Origin of the sequence: Marinobacter changyiensis, from assembly GCF_009193265.1 — a bacterium.
In the GTDB taxonomy this organism is placed as follows: Bacteria; Pseudomonadota; Gammaproteobacteria; order Pseudomonadales; family Oleiphilaceae; genus Marinobacter; species Marinobacter changyiensis.
In genome coordinates, this window is record NZ_VZZZ01000003.1 from 408,268 (window position 1) to 421,641 (window position 13,374).

Annotated in this window: 13 protein-coding genes; 8 read left to right on the forward strand and 5 right to left on the reverse strand. The window is 56.5% G+C overall.

The window, feature by feature from the left end:
- Window positions 1-11: 11 nt before the first annotated feature.
- The 8 genes from ccoO to F6Y09_RS10640 all read left to right on the forward strand — a co-directional run bounded on the left by ccoO (window position 12) and on the right by F6Y09_RS10640 (window position 7,310).
- Window positions 12-620 (forward strand): cytochrome-c oxidase, cbb3-type subunit II, encoded by a 609-nt coding sequence (ccoO, locus tag F6Y09_RS10605; protein WP_152206891.1) that lies wholly within the window; start codon window positions 12-14, stop codon window positions 618-620.
- 5 nt (window positions 621-625) lie between these two features.
- Window positions 626-811 carry a cbb3-type cytochrome oxidase subunit 3 gene (locus tag F6Y09_RS10610; protein ID WP_152206892.1) on the forward strand — a complete coding sequence of 62 codons (186 nt, stop codon included), beginning with the start codon at window positions 626-628 and terminating at the stop codon, window positions 809-811.
- Window positions 808-1,698 (forward strand): cytochrome-c oxidase, cbb3-type subunit III, encoded by an 891-nt coding sequence (gene ccoP / locus F6Y09_RS10615; protein WP_152206893.1) that lies wholly within the window; start codon window positions 808-810, stop codon window positions 1,696-1,698. Before F6Y09_RS10610 ends, ccoP begins: the two co-directional genes overlap by 4 nt.
- Window positions 1,699-1,803: 105 nt before the next feature.
- Window positions 1,804-3,237 carry a cytochrome c oxidase accessory protein CcoG gene (gene ccoG, locus F6Y09_RS10620; RefSeq protein WP_152206894.1) on the forward strand — a complete coding sequence of 478 codons (1,434 nt, stop codon included), beginning with the start codon at window positions 1,804-1,806 and terminating at the stop codon, window positions 3,235-3,237.
- Window positions 3,238-3,289: 52 nt separating this feature from the next.
- Entirely contained in the window at window positions 3,290-3,805 is a 516-nt protein-coding gene (locus F6Y09_RS10625) for a FixH family protein (RefSeq protein WP_152206895.1), read from the forward strand.
- Window positions 3,802-6,261 (forward strand): heavy metal translocating P-type ATPase, encoded by a 2,460-nt coding sequence (locus tag F6Y09_RS10630; RefSeq protein WP_152206896.1) that lies wholly within the window; start codon window positions 3,802-3,804, stop codon window positions 6,259-6,261. The genes F6Y09_RS10625 and F6Y09_RS10630 overlap by 4 nt, the downstream gene beginning before the upstream one ends.
- A 39-nt stretch (window positions 6,262-6,300) precedes the next feature.
- Window positions 6,301-6,618 (forward strand): cbb3-type cytochrome oxidase assembly protein CcoS, encoded by a 318-nt coding sequence (ccoS, locus tag F6Y09_RS20555; RefSeq protein WP_246180467.1) that lies wholly within the window; start codon window positions 6,301-6,303, stop codon window positions 6,616-6,618.
- Window positions 6,618-7,310, forward strand: coding sequence for a sulfite exporter TauE/SafE family protein (locus tag F6Y09_RS10640; RefSeq protein WP_152206897.1), 693 nt, complete (start codon window positions 6,618-6,620; stop codon window positions 7,308-7,310). The genes ccoS and F6Y09_RS10640 overlap by 1 nt, the downstream gene beginning before the upstream one ends.
- A 58-nt stretch (window positions 7,311-7,368) precedes the next feature.
- Here the strand turns inward: F6Y09_RS10640 and F6Y09_RS10645 are convergent, their stop codons facing one another.
- From F6Y09_RS10645 to F6Y09_RS10665, 5 genes are all read right to left on the reverse strand, one after another.
- Window positions 7,369-8,367 (reverse strand): HupE/UreJ family protein, encoded by a 999-nt coding sequence (locus tag F6Y09_RS10645; RefSeq protein ID WP_152206898.1) that lies wholly within the window; start codon window positions 8,365-8,367, stop codon window positions 7,369-7,371.
- A complete protein-coding gene (locus F6Y09_RS10650) occupies window positions 8,364-9,203 on the reverse strand; it encodes a peptidyl-prolyl cis-trans isomerase (RefSeq protein WP_152206899.1) in 840 nt (279 codons plus the stop codon). The genes F6Y09_RS10645 and F6Y09_RS10650 overlap by 4 nt, the downstream gene beginning before the upstream one ends.
- A 50-nt stretch (window positions 9,204-9,253) precedes the next feature.
- Window positions 9,254-11,191, reverse strand: a complete 1,938-nt coding sequence (locus tag F6Y09_RS10655) for a DUF3604 domain-containing protein (RefSeq protein ID WP_152206900.1) — start codon at window positions 11,189-11,191, stop codon at window positions 9,254-9,256.
- Window positions 11,192-11,301: 110 nt separating this feature from the next.
- Window positions 11,302-11,490: a hypothetical protein gene (locus F6Y09_RS10660; protein ID WP_152206901.1), complete on the reverse strand. Its 189-nt coding sequence runs from the start codon at window positions 11,488-11,490 to the stop codon at window positions 11,302-11,304.
- Between the two features lie 79 nt (window positions 11,491-11,569).
- Window positions 11,570-13,171 carry an arylsulfatase gene (locus tag F6Y09_RS10665; protein WP_152206902.1) on the reverse strand — a complete coding sequence of 534 codons (1,602 nt, stop codon included), beginning with the start codon at window positions 13,169-13,171 and terminating at the stop codon, window positions 11,570-11,572.
- Window positions 13,172-13,374 lie beyond the last annotated feature (203 nt).

Genomic DNA, 13,374 nt, shown 5'->3' on the forward strand with positions numbered 1-13,374 from the left:
AGAGAGCAGAGATGAAACACGAAACTATTGAGAAGAATATCGGGCTCATGGCGGTGCTTATTATTCTGGTTATCAGTGGTGGTTTCCTGGCTGAGATTGTGCCGCTTTTCTTCCAGAAAAGCGTCAACGAGCCGGTAGCGGGACTTGAGCCGCTCACTCCGCTGGAGCTTGAGGGCCGGGATATCTATATCCGTGAAGGTTGCCATGTGTGCCATACCCAGATGATTCGACCTTTCCGGGCCGAAACCGAACGCTACGGCCACTACTCTGTTGCGGGAGAGTCAGTCTATGAACATCCGTTCCTGTGGGGCTCCAAGCGCACCGGTCCTGACCTGGCGAGGGTAGGTGAACGGTATTCTGACTCCTGGCACCGCATGCACCTTTATGATCCCCGCAGCGTGGTGCCGGAATCCAACATGCCTGGTTTCCCCTGGTTGTTCGACAACAAGGTTGACCACACCGACACTGCCGCAAAACTGAAGGTTTTCCAGCGCCTGGGCGTGCCTTATACGGACGAAGACGTGGCAGGCGCAATCGAAGCCGTCAAGGGCAAGTATGAAATCGAAGCATTGGTCGCATACCTGCAACAGCTCGGCACAGTGATTTCAACGAAGCGGTGATTCCTATGGATATTAACGATCTACGTGGAATACAGACACTTCTGGTCATGATCGCCTTTTTCGGTATCGTCTGGTGGGCCTACAGCTCCCATCGCAAAAAATCGAATGATGAAGCTGCAAACCTTCCATTCGACGATGACGAAATCGATCAGCGTACCCGGGAACAGGACAAGACGGAGAAAAAGCAATGAGTACCTTCTGGAGCCTCTGGATCACTGTGATCACTCTGGGTACCATTTTTGCCTGCTGGTGGTTGCTCTGGGCAACACGAAAAGGCCAGAGTACAGACCAGGAGACTGACCGGACCACCGGCCACTCTTTTGATGGTATTGAAGAACTTGATAATCCACTGCCTAAATGGTGGTTCTATCTGTTCATTGGCAGCTGTGTTTTCTCACTTGGTTACCTGGCGCTCTATCCGGGGCTGGGCAACTTTGAAGGATTTCTTGGCTGGTCTCAGCATTCCCAGTGGGAAAATGAAGTGCAACAGGCCGATGCCAAATACAGCGAGATCTACGCCGAGTTTGGTAGCGTGCCGGTAGCAAAGCTCGCCGACAACGGAAGAGCCATGCAGATGGGTCAGCGGCTGTTCGCCAATAATTGTGCAGTCTGCCATGGCTCGGCAGCGCGGGGCGCCATCGGCTTCCCCAACCTGACCGACGATGCCTGGTTATATGGCGGTGAACCAGAAGATATCCTTCACACCCTCAATAACGGGCGGCAAGGCAACATGCCGGCGAAAGGCTTCATGCCCAACATGACCTCGGTACAGGTAGACCAGGTGGTCAACTACGTTCTGAGTTTTAGTGGTCGTGAAAAAGACAAGGCAGCCGCTGAGGCAGGCAAAGAAGTTTATGCTCAGGGATGTGCCGGTTGCCATGGGCCTGAAGCAAAAGGCAACCCGGATCTGGGTGCCCCCAATCTGACAGACGACGCCTGGCTGTATGGCAGCACCTATGACTGGATAGAGGAAACAGTGCTCTACGGTCGGCAAAACAACATGCCGAAGCAAAGCGATCGCCTAAGCAGTGATCAGATTCAGATTCTAGCTGCATACGTCTTCAGCTTGTCGAATTGATCGAGGCGAGCCACTTCGGTGAAGTGGCTCGCCCAGTCTTTTGAAGCCTGGGGCCGCCGTTAAGGACCCAGGCTTGAAAAGACTTTTCCCGGGAGGGAGGTACAAATGAGCAGTCATATTCCGGTCAAACAAATTGATCCCGCGACTGACGCCTCCAACAAGAACAACAAGATCGAGACGGTAGAACTTTACGCCAGCCGCAAGAAAATATACGTAAAGGAAGTCCACGGACTGTTCCAGAAGATTCGCACGGTGAGTCTCTGGGCACTCATGGGCATGTATTTCCTTTTTTGCTGGGTCTCCATAGACAGCCAGCCGTTAATCTACTTTGATTTGCCAGGACGGGAATTCCACCTGTTTGGTGCCACCTTCTTCCCAAAAGACTTCATTCTGTTGTCAGGCATGTTGATTATTTCAGCGTTCGGGCTGTTTTTTATCACCACCCTGTTTGGCCGGGTCTGGTGCGGTTACACCTGCCCCCAAACGGTCTGGACTTTTATCTTTATGTGGGTGGAAGAGCGGATCGAAGGCAGCCGCAACCGGCGCATGAAGCTGGACAAATCCCCCCGCTCCACTGAGAAAGTGATCAAGAAAACCATGAAGCACGCGGTATGGCTGCTGATTGCTTTTGCAACGGGACTTACCTTTGTCGGTTACTTTTACCCGGTGCGGGATCTGAGCATTGATCTGATCACCCTCAACGCTAACGGCTGGGCCTATTTCTGGGTCGGTTTTTTCACGGTCGCGACCTACATGAATGCCGGTTGGATGCGGGAGCAGGTCTGTCTTTACATGTGTCCCTATGCCCGTTTCCAGTCAGTCATGTTTGATCAGAATACCCGCACCGTCTCCTACGACCCCAACCGGGGAGAACCCCGGGGTGGTCGCAAAAAAGGAGTCGATCCAGCGGAGGTGGGCCTGGGTGACTGCATTGACTGTGGCCTGTGTGTGCAGGTCTGCCCTACCGGCATCGATATCCGTGATGGCCTTCAGTACGAGTGCATTGGTTGTGCCCTGTGTATTGATGCCTGCGATGACGTCATGGAAAAAATGAATTATCCGAAGGGACTGATTCGTTACGCGGCCGAGAACGAACTCGAGGGTATGCCGTCCAGACTTTTGCGGCCGAGAACCTTTGGTTACGGCGCGTTGCTGGCACTGATGATAGGGGCCTTGGCTTTTACCATTATGACCCGGGTGCCAGCTCAGCTGGACGTGTTGCGGGATCGGGGTTCGTTGTTTCAATACAACGGCCGCGGGTTGGTGGAAAACTCTTACACCCTGAAAATAGCCAACCTGTCCGAAGTGCCCCAACACTTCAGCCTCAGTGTTGAGGGAATGGAGACCGCTAACATTGTGACCACGACGGACATAACCGTAAACAGTGGTGAAAACGTCTCCATTCCGACCGTAGTAGAAGTGGACCCGGAAGCCATTACCGAGAGCAACACAGAGTTGACCTTCCGGATTGAATCGACGGCGGGCGAACCACTGGTCATTGAAACCGAAAGCCGCTTCGTGGGTCCAAACCCTCAGTAAGAAAACAGAGAGGGCCTGCAAGTGACCTTATCAAGAAGGCGAAAGACGCATCATGACTGAATCAACGAACGTGTCACCCTGGTATCGCCAGCCCTGGTTCTGGTTCTTGCTGATATTCCCCGGCATGTCCGTTATCTGGTGCACCATAGCGATCACCGTGGCACTGAATTCCGATAATGACATGGTCTCCGACGACTACTCCAAAGAAGGCCGGGGTATCAATGCCGAACTGGCCAGGGACACCAAAGCGGCCGACCTCGGCCTGTATGCCGAACTGGACTTTTCAGGTGAGCGACTTGAATTGACGCTGGATAGCACCTCCGGAGAGCGCCGTTTTCCCTATCTGATTCTCAATCTGTTCCATCCGACTCTGGCGGAACGGGATCGCACCATCCAATTGCAGCCCACTTCCGGTGGGCGCTATTCTGCTGCGTTGCCCAAAGGCCTCGACGGACGCTGGTATCTTGACTTGCGGGGCCCGGAAAACCAGTGGCGGCTCAAAGGTGAAACCAGCCTTCCCGCCGGTCGGCCGCTGGAGCTCAGCCCGGGAATCATAGGCCAGGGGTGACCCAAACGTCGTGTTTTCACTGCGAAGAGCCGGTTATCGGACTCCCTACGATAACATTGGAACTTGAGGGAGAGACCCGCTCGTTCTGCTGTTACGGCTGCAAGGCGGTCTGCGAAACCATAACGGCAGAGGGTCTTGCAGGTTTCTACAGTCACCGCACGGAGCCTGCGGTTACTCCCAAAGCTCTTACCGCATCAGAACTGCAAAGAATTCGGGAGCTTGACCATAAACTGGTGCAGGATTCCTTTGTGGTTCCGGTCAAGGGTGGTCTGGAAGCCCAGTTGTTGATTGAGGGAATCACCTGCGCCGCCTGCATCTGGTTGCTGGAAAACCATCTAGCCTTGCAAGACGGTGTCATCGAGTTCACCGTCAACCACTCCACCCAACGTGCGCGATTGGTCTGGGCACCCGACCGGGTAAAGCTCAGCGATCTTCTGATTGCGGTTCACACCCTGGGTTACTCTGCTCGTCCCTATCAGGCCGATGAAGCGGAAAAAGCCCTGCAAATTGAAAAACGCAAAGCTATCATCCGCCTCTGCGTCGCCGGCCTTGGCACCATGCAGAGCATGATGCTCGCGTTTCCACTTTATTTTGAACTGATCAACGATCTTTCCGCAGAATTCATCCAACTGTTCCGCTGGTTCAGCCTTCTGGTGGCAACCCCCGTGGTGTTGTACAGCGCGCGCCCGTTTTTCAGCAATGCCCTGAGAGATTTCAGAAGCCGTCACATGACCATGGATGTTCCGGTCGCTGTGGCCATCGGGCTGGCCTTTGGTGCCAGCGCCTGGGTTACTGTGTTCGGTGGCGAGGAGGTATATTTCGAATCGGTCTGCATGTTCACTTTTTTCCTCTCGCTGGGGCGCTATATTGAAATGCAGGCCCGTTATCGCGCCGGCCTCACCGGTAACGCCCTGGGGACATACCAGCCTTCGGTAGCATCTTTACGACATAACGGCACAGAAGACATCGTCGCAGTACACACCCTGAAAGCTGGCGATCAGATTGCCATCAAACCGGGGCAAACCATTCCTGTTGACGGCACCATAGTGGAGGGCCATTCAACGCTCAATGAGGCGGCCTTGACTGGCGAATACCTGCCCGAAACCCGCCATCCCGGAGATACGGCTTACGCCGGAAGCATTAACGGCGAAGGTCCCCTGCTGCTGGAGGTGGTCCGGGCTGGCGCAAAAACCCGACTGTCAGGCATCCTGCGGATTCTTGATCGGGTCCAGGCCGAGAAGCCACCCATCGCTCGCACGGCAGACCGGATCGCCGGGATCTTTGTCAGCCGCGTGCTGATCATCGCGCCTCTGGTGTGGCTGGGATGGTGGTATTTCGGTGCAGACAACGCGTTCGCCATCACCCTGTCTGTTCTGGTGGTTACCTGCCCTTGCGCGCTGTCACTCGCCACGCCGACCGCCATTACCAGTGCGACGTTAAGGCTCAGAAAACTCGGATTTCTCCCTACCCGGGGGCATACCCTGGAATCCCTCAGCACAATCGACACCGTGGTTTTCGATAAAACAGGCACCCTGACCCGGGGCGAGCTTACGCTCATCGAGACCCACACCTTCGCTGGCCTGGACCCGAAAACCTGCCTGGAATTGGCGGCCGGGCTGGAACGGGCCTCCGAGCACCCGATCGCCGGGGCATTCGCCGGGATCCGGCAGCACCCGATGGATTCCATACAAAACCACGTCGGAGGCGGATTGCAGGGCACCGCAGAGGGAGACACATTTTTCATCGGCCATGCTGACTTCGTGAGGGCTCGGGTAGCGCATCCGCAGCCAGACCACACCCCGGGGGATGGCATTGAAGTCTGGCTCGCCAATGAAAACCAATGGCTCGCCTGTTTTACCCTTGACGACCAGCTCCGGGAAGATGCGTTTCAAGCGGTCTCCGGGTTCAGGCAGGCCGGAATGAAAACCGTACTACTCAGCGGTGACCGCTCGAACCATGTCGCTCGGGTAGCCGCGAAACTCGGAATCGACGAAGCAGTCGGGCAATCCTCACCGGAACAGAAACTGGCCTACCTGAAAGCACTTCAGAACGACGGCCATACGGTGATGATGGTCGGTGACGGCCTCAATGACCTACCTTCCATGGCCGGAGCGGGCGTCTCGGTTGCCATGGGGTCCGCTGCCGATCTGACCCGCCTCAAGGCAGACGCCGTGTTATTGAATGGCCAGTTACGGCAACTGGTCGCGGCTATCGAAGCGGGCAAACAAACCCGGCGGGTCATTCGCCAGAACCTTGGCTGGGCATTGGGGTACAACCTGTGCGCCCTGCCGGTAGCCGCCGCCGGCCTGGTCCCGCCGTGGTTGGCCGCCATAGGCATGTCCCTGAGCTCGTTGCTGGTGGTGTTGAACGCCTTGCGTCTTAACCGGAGCCAAAGTGGGCCCCAGGACCGGACAAAACCGGTTACAACGTCGGTTGGCGCTTACCCGACAGCCTGATACGGTATCAACAGCAATGAAACAACCTGAGGTCTCACCGTGGAAATAGTACTGATACTGGTGCCGGTCACCCTGGTGCTTGTAGCGCTGGGTATATTGCTGTTTTCCTGGGCCGTGAAAAACGGCCAGTATGATGACCTGGATGGCCCGGCTCATCGCATCCTGTACGACGATGACAAAGACATGATTCCAAAGGATGCCCGCCAGGATCTGACCAAGGCAGAAAAGCAGGAAGCGCAAGAACAGGATCCCCAGGAGAACAAATCCGAAGAGAACAAACCCGAAGAAAAGAAACCGGAGCCCGGACAGACGCCCCCCGCCTCTGACCGAAACTCCGGACCGGATGCTCCTCGCTAATGGGTCCGGACTTATACCTCAGCTATCCCGGCGCGTTCCTGATCGGCTTTCTGGGTAGCACCCATTGCCTGGGCATGTGCGGCGGGATCAGTGCGTCGCTCTCCATGGCGTTACCGGTAGGCCCGGGCTTCCGTTGGCGCCAGACATTGATGCTGCTGGCGTTCAATGGCGGGCGCATCGGCAGTTATGTGTTGTTGGCATCCCTGATCGCCCTGCTCAGTACAAGGGCAGCCGATAGCTGGGTTCATCTTGGCGGTATTTTGCGAACTGTGGCGGGCATGCTGTTAATCGGTATGGGGCTTGCGATGGGTCAATGGTGGCAGGGTATACGTCACGTAGAACGGCTGGGCGCACCGCTCTGGCGAAAACTCTCGCCGCTGACCAGGCACTTTATTCCGGTCAAACACCCCCGGCAGGCTCTCGCCCTGGGCATGCTCTGGGGCTGGCTGCCCTGCGGGCTGGTTTACAGCACCCTTGGCTGGGCGGCACTGCAACCCACGGTAGCCACAGCTGCCCTGACGATGCTGTGTTTCGGGCTGGGCACCCTGCCCTCCATGCTGGCTACTGGCTATGCAGCAAGCTGGATCAAACACCTCCGCACCCAGCGCCACTTCCGGCAGCTTGCCGGCCTGCTATTGATCGGTTTTGGGCTCTGGACCATCCCGTTGGGCCACTGGATGATGGGACATTGAAGGAGGTAAGTGTTTTCAGACTACCAGGAAGCTGGAACACGCCCATGACACTGCACACCTAGAATCCCGTCATACGCTCAATGACACGGAAAGCGGCGACACCACCAATGGGATAGCTTGCAATCTGAGTCAACACGCGGGAATGGCGATCAACTTCAACGAACAGGCGCCGCAGCAGTGCGCCGAGGGCGAGCACCACCACGATAAACAGGATCTGCCCCATCTCAACCCCCACGTTGAAGGCGAACAGTGACAGAGGAATATCGCCGTCGGGCAGCCCTATTTCAGCCAGTGCTCCGGCAAATCCCAGACCGTGAATCAGACCGAAGGCAAAGGAAACAAGCCAGGGAAAGCGTTCGGTGACGGCATCGCGTTGCTCAGGCGGACGCGCCAGCTCGTAAGCGAGGAAGACGATGGAAAGCGCGATAACGGCTTCCACCGGAGGGGAAGGTAGACTGATCCAGCCAAGAGACGCCGATGCGAGTGTCATACTGTGTGCAGCGGTAAACGCGGTGATCGTCCAGAACAGCCGCCGCCAATCCTTGATCAGCAACAGAAGCGCAAAGACAAAAAGCAGATGGTCCACGCCTTCCAGAATATGGGTGATGCCGAGGACCACGTAGCTCGCCACAATATCCCAGACACCCGCCTCATCCGGCACCTGAAAGGCGATGCTATCCGATGTCAGTCGATGAACCTGTGTTTTGCCGGGGTCCAGTTCATAGCGGACGAGTGTGTCGGTTCGCATCTTCTCGAGTCCCGCAATCCTGATTTCCCCACCGGCCAGTCCACCGCGGCAGGTCGCTATCCATCCTGCCACCCAGGCTCGCCCATCGAAGCTGGGTTCGGGCGGACTGGTCGCTTCGCAGGCTGCCGGCAGGATCACCTGTATCGGCATCGGCCGTCCGTTAACATCAGGCACTCGCCAGGTCACCCGCCAACGCTCATCACCCAGGCCCGACAGTTCCAGATAGCCAGGATCGAGCGCATGACCTGACGCCGAAAGCGGTAGCCAGCTTGAAAGAGCGACCAGCAGGATGAAGATACCTCGCGTCATTGGCTTAATACGTCCGCCGCCGAAGGTAAGGTAATGTCGTAGCGATCGAGTAAGGCTTTGCCATAACTTTCACGCATCTCCCTGGCCCTGCTGGCCCGCCATTTCGCTTCAACGCGATCACGAATATCGGCAAGCGGAGGAAGTTGCGCGTCTTCTCTATCAGTCACCCTGACCAGGTGGCGGCCACGACTGCTTGCAACCGGCCCCGACCATTGCCCCAGCGTAAGGGGCTCCAGTGCGTCATGGAAGCCCCTGCCGAATATTGCATCAATGGCTGGCGCCGGCGTCTTGGGAAGAGCGGTGGGGAGCAGCGTCGCCTCACCCACGGCTGAGGCGACCGAACCATTCTCCAGTTCGGCAAGAAACCCGTCGATAACCTCGCGGTTCGCATTGGCTGGCAGAAGAACCTGCTCGATAGCAAAAGCGGGGGAGCGGGCAAAGCGATCACGATTGTTTTTGAGATAAGCCGCGAGCGCCTCGTCGGTTGGCTCAATTGAACCCGCGGCGGACTCCGCCACAAACTGCATTTTCTGGCTCAATCGACTCTGAATGATCGCATCCCCCCGGTCGAGACCCAGCGCGATTGCTTCCCGGGCGAAGACCTCTTCCTGAGCCCAGGACTGCATCAGGCTTTCAAGCTCCTCAGCGGTCGGCGTTCGCCGCCACGTATCAGCAAACTGATCCGCAAGACGCTGAGCCTCGCCCGGCGTAAGAACGATATCCTCCTGTAACGAAGGAGGCGGTTCGTCGCTGATCGCGGCGAACAAGACAAAAATCAGCCCGCCGAGGACAAAGAAATGAGCCAGCGGCGAGCGAACGACGCGGCGAATAATCATGATCTAAATTCCAGTGACCATAAAGCGAGTCATCAGCAAAAACTTCCCTGTCAATTGGATGCGGAGTACCAGATCGGCGACGTGTAAGCGCGTTCTGTGACAGTCATCGGAACGTCATCAGAAAAGTTTGCATCCTCGAAATAGGCCGCGTCATAGGCCGTCCAGCGCGGTGTTGGAATTTCGACAACACGTGCATAGTAGAAGGCGCTCTGGCTCGCATCGAAGTCCGGATCACTCCAGACAGTGATAAGCTCCGAAGCGCCGATGCTGTTTGTCCAACTCGCCTTCTCCACATCCACAGTGCTGCCAATCATCGGGACTTTGCCATCCTCGCCGGGCTCGCGATCACCGGCCCAGACCACATCATAGATCTGTTCCCGGGTGTTACCGTTTTCGTCGAGCCAGCCTTTGACGATTTGAATCCGGTCCAGGTTGCCGGAATCTGGATCCTTCATGGCCGCGACCAGGAACGAAGGTGCAGACGATGCCTCCGGAGCAGCAGGAAGGTCAGCACCCATGGGGACGCCCTTGCCATAACCCACCGCACCGAGGTTGCGGCCAACAGTATCGCTCTCCTCAAAATCCCAACCGCCGAAAAAGCGCACCATCATCCGTGTGCCGGTCGTGCCATACACCTCTTTGCGTTTCATCGCGTCCCAGATGGATTCACGGGTGTTTTCCTGCGCCCAAACCGCAGTCAGTCCAGAGGCGCCCAGCTTCCAGTCTTTCACCGTACGGCCTTCAAAATCGAAAGCATTGCCGGTGGAACGCTCCGGGCCAGGTTCACTGGAAGGGAACTTGCCAAAGTAGTTATTCTCTTCTGCTGATGAAATGCCGGTGTGATTGTCCGTGGATCCCACTAGGCCAAATTTGAATGGATTGGTGCCAAACTCGTCTTCGAGCGCCAGACCGCGTTTCAGCGCCTCGCGGGCATATTCATACTCGATCATGCCGGGTTCTTTGGGTACCACGTTGAGGTTGCCTTTGTCCCAGATTTCAAAGTCAGCAAATTCGTCTGTGGGTGCCAGACTTGGGTGCTGCTCAGACGTGCCTTTGCTTTGGCTGACTTCGTAAAGCGGTTCCCAACGCTGGCGTTGCTTGACCCACTCCTCGTCAATGGGTTCGCCGTCCGGTGTTTCGGTGGCGAACATGAGCCCGTTGGACAGGTTGCCGTTGTGAGGTATCGCGAGAACCTTGCCCCCGGTTTCCTCTTCGTACATGGCCATCCAGTCCCAAAGGTGGTTAGGAATGTCACTGTCGAACTCGAATGTCGTGTACGGGCGAACCTGGTCGGCGAGCGCCTTGCCGTCCCGGTAGATTACGTTGCGGTGCAGGTTATTGCCGCCGCCATAGTTTGATGTCCATTCATAGCCGATCATCGCCGAGAAGTGACCGGGGTCGTTGTGACTCTCGACGATCTCGGTCATTTTCTGCCACATATCAAGCTGGACCTCTTTGTCACTCATCGCACTCGGTAGCTTACCCTGGCCCTGGAGCGTAATAATCTCCATCACGACGGCAGACGCCTTTTCACCACCGGCATTCATCGCTTCATGCCACTTCTTTAACACAGGATCTTCCATCAGCTCCGGGTTACCGGCCAGCACACCGGTCATCACGCCAAGAGCGTCCGAGTGATCGGTCACAACCATCCAGTCATACGGCCGGGATAGCTTGACCTGTTGCCCGGAACTAGAGGTGATTTCTGCTCCTTGCGCGTAGCTCAGTGCCTCATCAGGGCCTACACTGGTTCCGGCTGCGATGGCATCACCTGACCACGAGGTATGGAGGTGCTGCTCGCCCCAAAGCGGACGTGTCGAATAGTTCCGTCCGGCATAGGGCGAGTAGCCCGACTGATTGAAGAACCGCTCCTTATCCGACGGCTTGAGGTTGCCGCCCTCACTCTTCTCCTTGGTCTGAGCCGCCGACCCGAGGCTCCACAAAGCGAGCGATACAGCCAGCATTGAATTTGCAATCAGATTTTTCATGTCAGGCTCCTTTTTTCTATTTTTGAGGCGATTGTTCCTTCCGCATTTGCGTACAACCTTCTGCCTCTAGCGCAGCGCCCTTATCGGTTTTCTCATGTCACATTCGTTGTTTACTTCGGGAACAGGAACACGAGCGAGGGCTGCGGAACAAAATCCGGACTGCTCTCGGCGGTGACAGCGTCGACAAAATTCAGGATGGCAGTCCGGCTTTCGCCATCATTCCAGGACGGCGGTGGCTCAGCCGCCAAAGCGAGATTCGGGACCAGAAAAAATACAATCAAAAAAAGTCTTGAGAACATTGGTCCATCCCTTGGGTCGGTTGAGGGGAGCGCGCCCGGTGACTGCGACGGGCGCGCTTTGAGGAGATGCGATGAACGATCAACGCGCCCCACTGCTTTCCTTGAGCTTGTCGACGATCCCCTGAAGGTTGAACGAACCAGGCTTCTGGCTCGGCGGGTATTCGATAAAGGTCTGCGCAAACTGAGCCGCCGCCGCCTGCATCGGAACCAAGACAAAAGCGCGATCGAGGAACCATTCGTTGTAGGAGTTGGAGTTATGCTGTGCCTTCTCGAACGGGTCGCGGCGCAGGTTGAAAAGCAGCGGCACACGCAACTCTATAAACGGCTCCCGCCAGACCTCGAAGGCCTCAGCGCGGTTTTCATAGAACACCGACTTCCAGTCACCCAGGCGGATTGCCACCATCTGGCCATCATCGTTGAAGTACCAGAACTCCTTGCGAGGGGATGCCGCAATGTCGTCCTCAATCGCTTCGAAGCTGCCGGCTTTGGACAGGTACTCGGTCATGTCGTAGCCATCTAGATGGTTCCTGTAATCACGACCGATGGCCTCGTAGCCATCAAGCAGGTCTTCCTTGAGATCGCCTTTGCCGGCAGCGGCGGCAAAAGTGGGCATCCAGTCTTCATGGGCAACGATGCCGTTAATCGTTTCGCCCGCGGGAAATTTCCCCGGCCAGCGCACAAAGGCAGGTACGCGATATGCCCCCTCCCAGTTGGAATTTTTCTCACTACGGAACGGCGTGGTGCCAGCGTCCGGCCAGGTGTTGTAGTGCGGGCCGTTATCGGTCGAATAAAACACAATTGTGTTATCAGCGATGCCGAGTTCATCAATATGGTCGAGAAGCTCGCCAACATGCCTATCATGTTCGACCATGCCGTCGTGATACTCGTTACCGCTCGCGCCGCTGATGCCAGTATTCTCTTCCTTTACGTGGGTGCGGAAATGCATGCGCGTGGCATTCCACCAGGTGAAGGAGGGCTCACCGGCCTCGTGCTTCCGTTTGATGAAGTCCTTGGCCGCCTGGAGAGTTTCCTCGTCGATGGTTTCCATGCGTTTTTTGGTCAGCGGACCGGTATTTTCGATGGCTTGAGTGCCGTCATCGTTAACCGTCACTTTGAGCACCCCGCGCGGCCCCCACTTCTGTTCAAAAGTCTCGCCGCTGGGCAGGACGTAGTCGCCCGGATAGTCGCGATGTTCCGGCTCCTCCTCAGCATTGAGGTGGTAGAGATTACCGAAGAACTCGTCGAAGCCGTGATTGGTTGGCAAGTGTTCGTCCCGATCGCCGAAGTGGTTCTTTCCAAACTGTCCGGTGGCATAACCAAGGGATTTCATGACCGCCGCGACCGTGATGTCAGATTCCTTCCAGCCCTCTGATGCACCCGGCAGCCCAACCTTGGTCATGCCGGTCCGGACCGGCGTCATGCCGCCGACAAAGGCGGCTCGCCCGGCAGTGCAGGATTGCTGGGCATAATAGTCGGTGAAGGCAATGCCTTCATCGGCGATACGATCGATGTTGGGCGTCTCATAGCCCATCATGCCGCGGTTGTTGTGGCTGATATTCCAGGTGCCGATATCATCGCCCCAGATCACAAGGATGTTTGGCTTTTTCTCATTCTCCTGGGCAAGCGCCCGGGTCGGCGACAGCAGACAGCCGGCCAATAGCAGTAAGGTTAACGTCTTCATGATTCCACTCTCCATGCAGATTTTGTGCTGATGAACTCATGTTTACGCTCGGACTGGGCTACTTCGGGGTAGGAATACAGCATGTAATCTTGCTGCCAGCAGCGGGAAAATATTACTCCGGTTTACAATCGGCAGGATGTTCCTGCCAGCCAGGGCAACAACAACGAGAACTCTGCGGGAAATAACAGCAATACCTGCCAGCG

Excerpts from the sequence above, each read along its gene's own strand:
- ccoG (WP_152206894.1), top strand. The coding sequence starts at position 1,804 with ATGAGCAGTCATATTCCGGTCAAACAAATTGATCCCGCGACTGACGCC.
- F6Y09_RS10665 (WP_152206902.1), bottom strand. The coding sequence starts at position 13,171 with ATGAAGACGTTAACCTTACTGCTATTGGCCGGCTGTCTGCTGTCGCCG.
- ccoO (WP_152206891.1), top strand. The coding sequence starts at position 12 with ATGAAACACGAAACTATTGAGAAGAATATCGGGCTCATGGCGGTGCTT.
- ccoP (WP_152206893.1), top strand. The coding sequence starts at position 808 with ATGAGTACCTTCTGGAGCCTCTGGATCACTGTGATCACTCTGGGTACC.
- F6Y09_RS10625 (WP_152206895.1), top strand. The coding sequence starts at position 3,290 with ATGACTGAATCAACGAACGTGTCACCCTGGTATCGCCAGCCCTGGTTC.
- F6Y09_RS10650 (WP_152206899.1), bottom strand. The coding sequence starts at position 9,203 with ATGATTATTCGCCGCGTCGTTCGCTCGCCGCTGGCTCATTTCTTTGTC.
- F6Y09_RS10640 (WP_152206897.1), top strand. The coding sequence starts at position 6,618 with ATGGGTCCGGACTTATACCTCAGCTATCCCGGCGCGTTCCTGATCGGC.
- F6Y09_RS10660 (WP_152206901.1), bottom strand. The coding sequence starts at position 11,490 with ATGTTCTCAAGACTTTTTTTGATTGTATTTTTTCTGGTCCCGAATCTC.
- F6Y09_RS10645 (WP_152206898.1), bottom strand. The coding sequence starts at position 8,367 with ATGACGCGAGGTATCTTCATCCTGCTGGTCGCTCTTTCAAGCTGGCTA.
- F6Y09_RS10655 (WP_152206900.1), bottom strand. The coding sequence starts at position 11,191 with ATGAAAAATCTGATTGCAAATTCAATGCTGGCTGTATCGCTCGCTTTG.
- F6Y09_RS10610 (WP_152206892.1), top strand. The coding sequence starts at position 626 with ATGGATATTAACGATCTACGTGGAATACAGACACTTCTGGTCATGATC.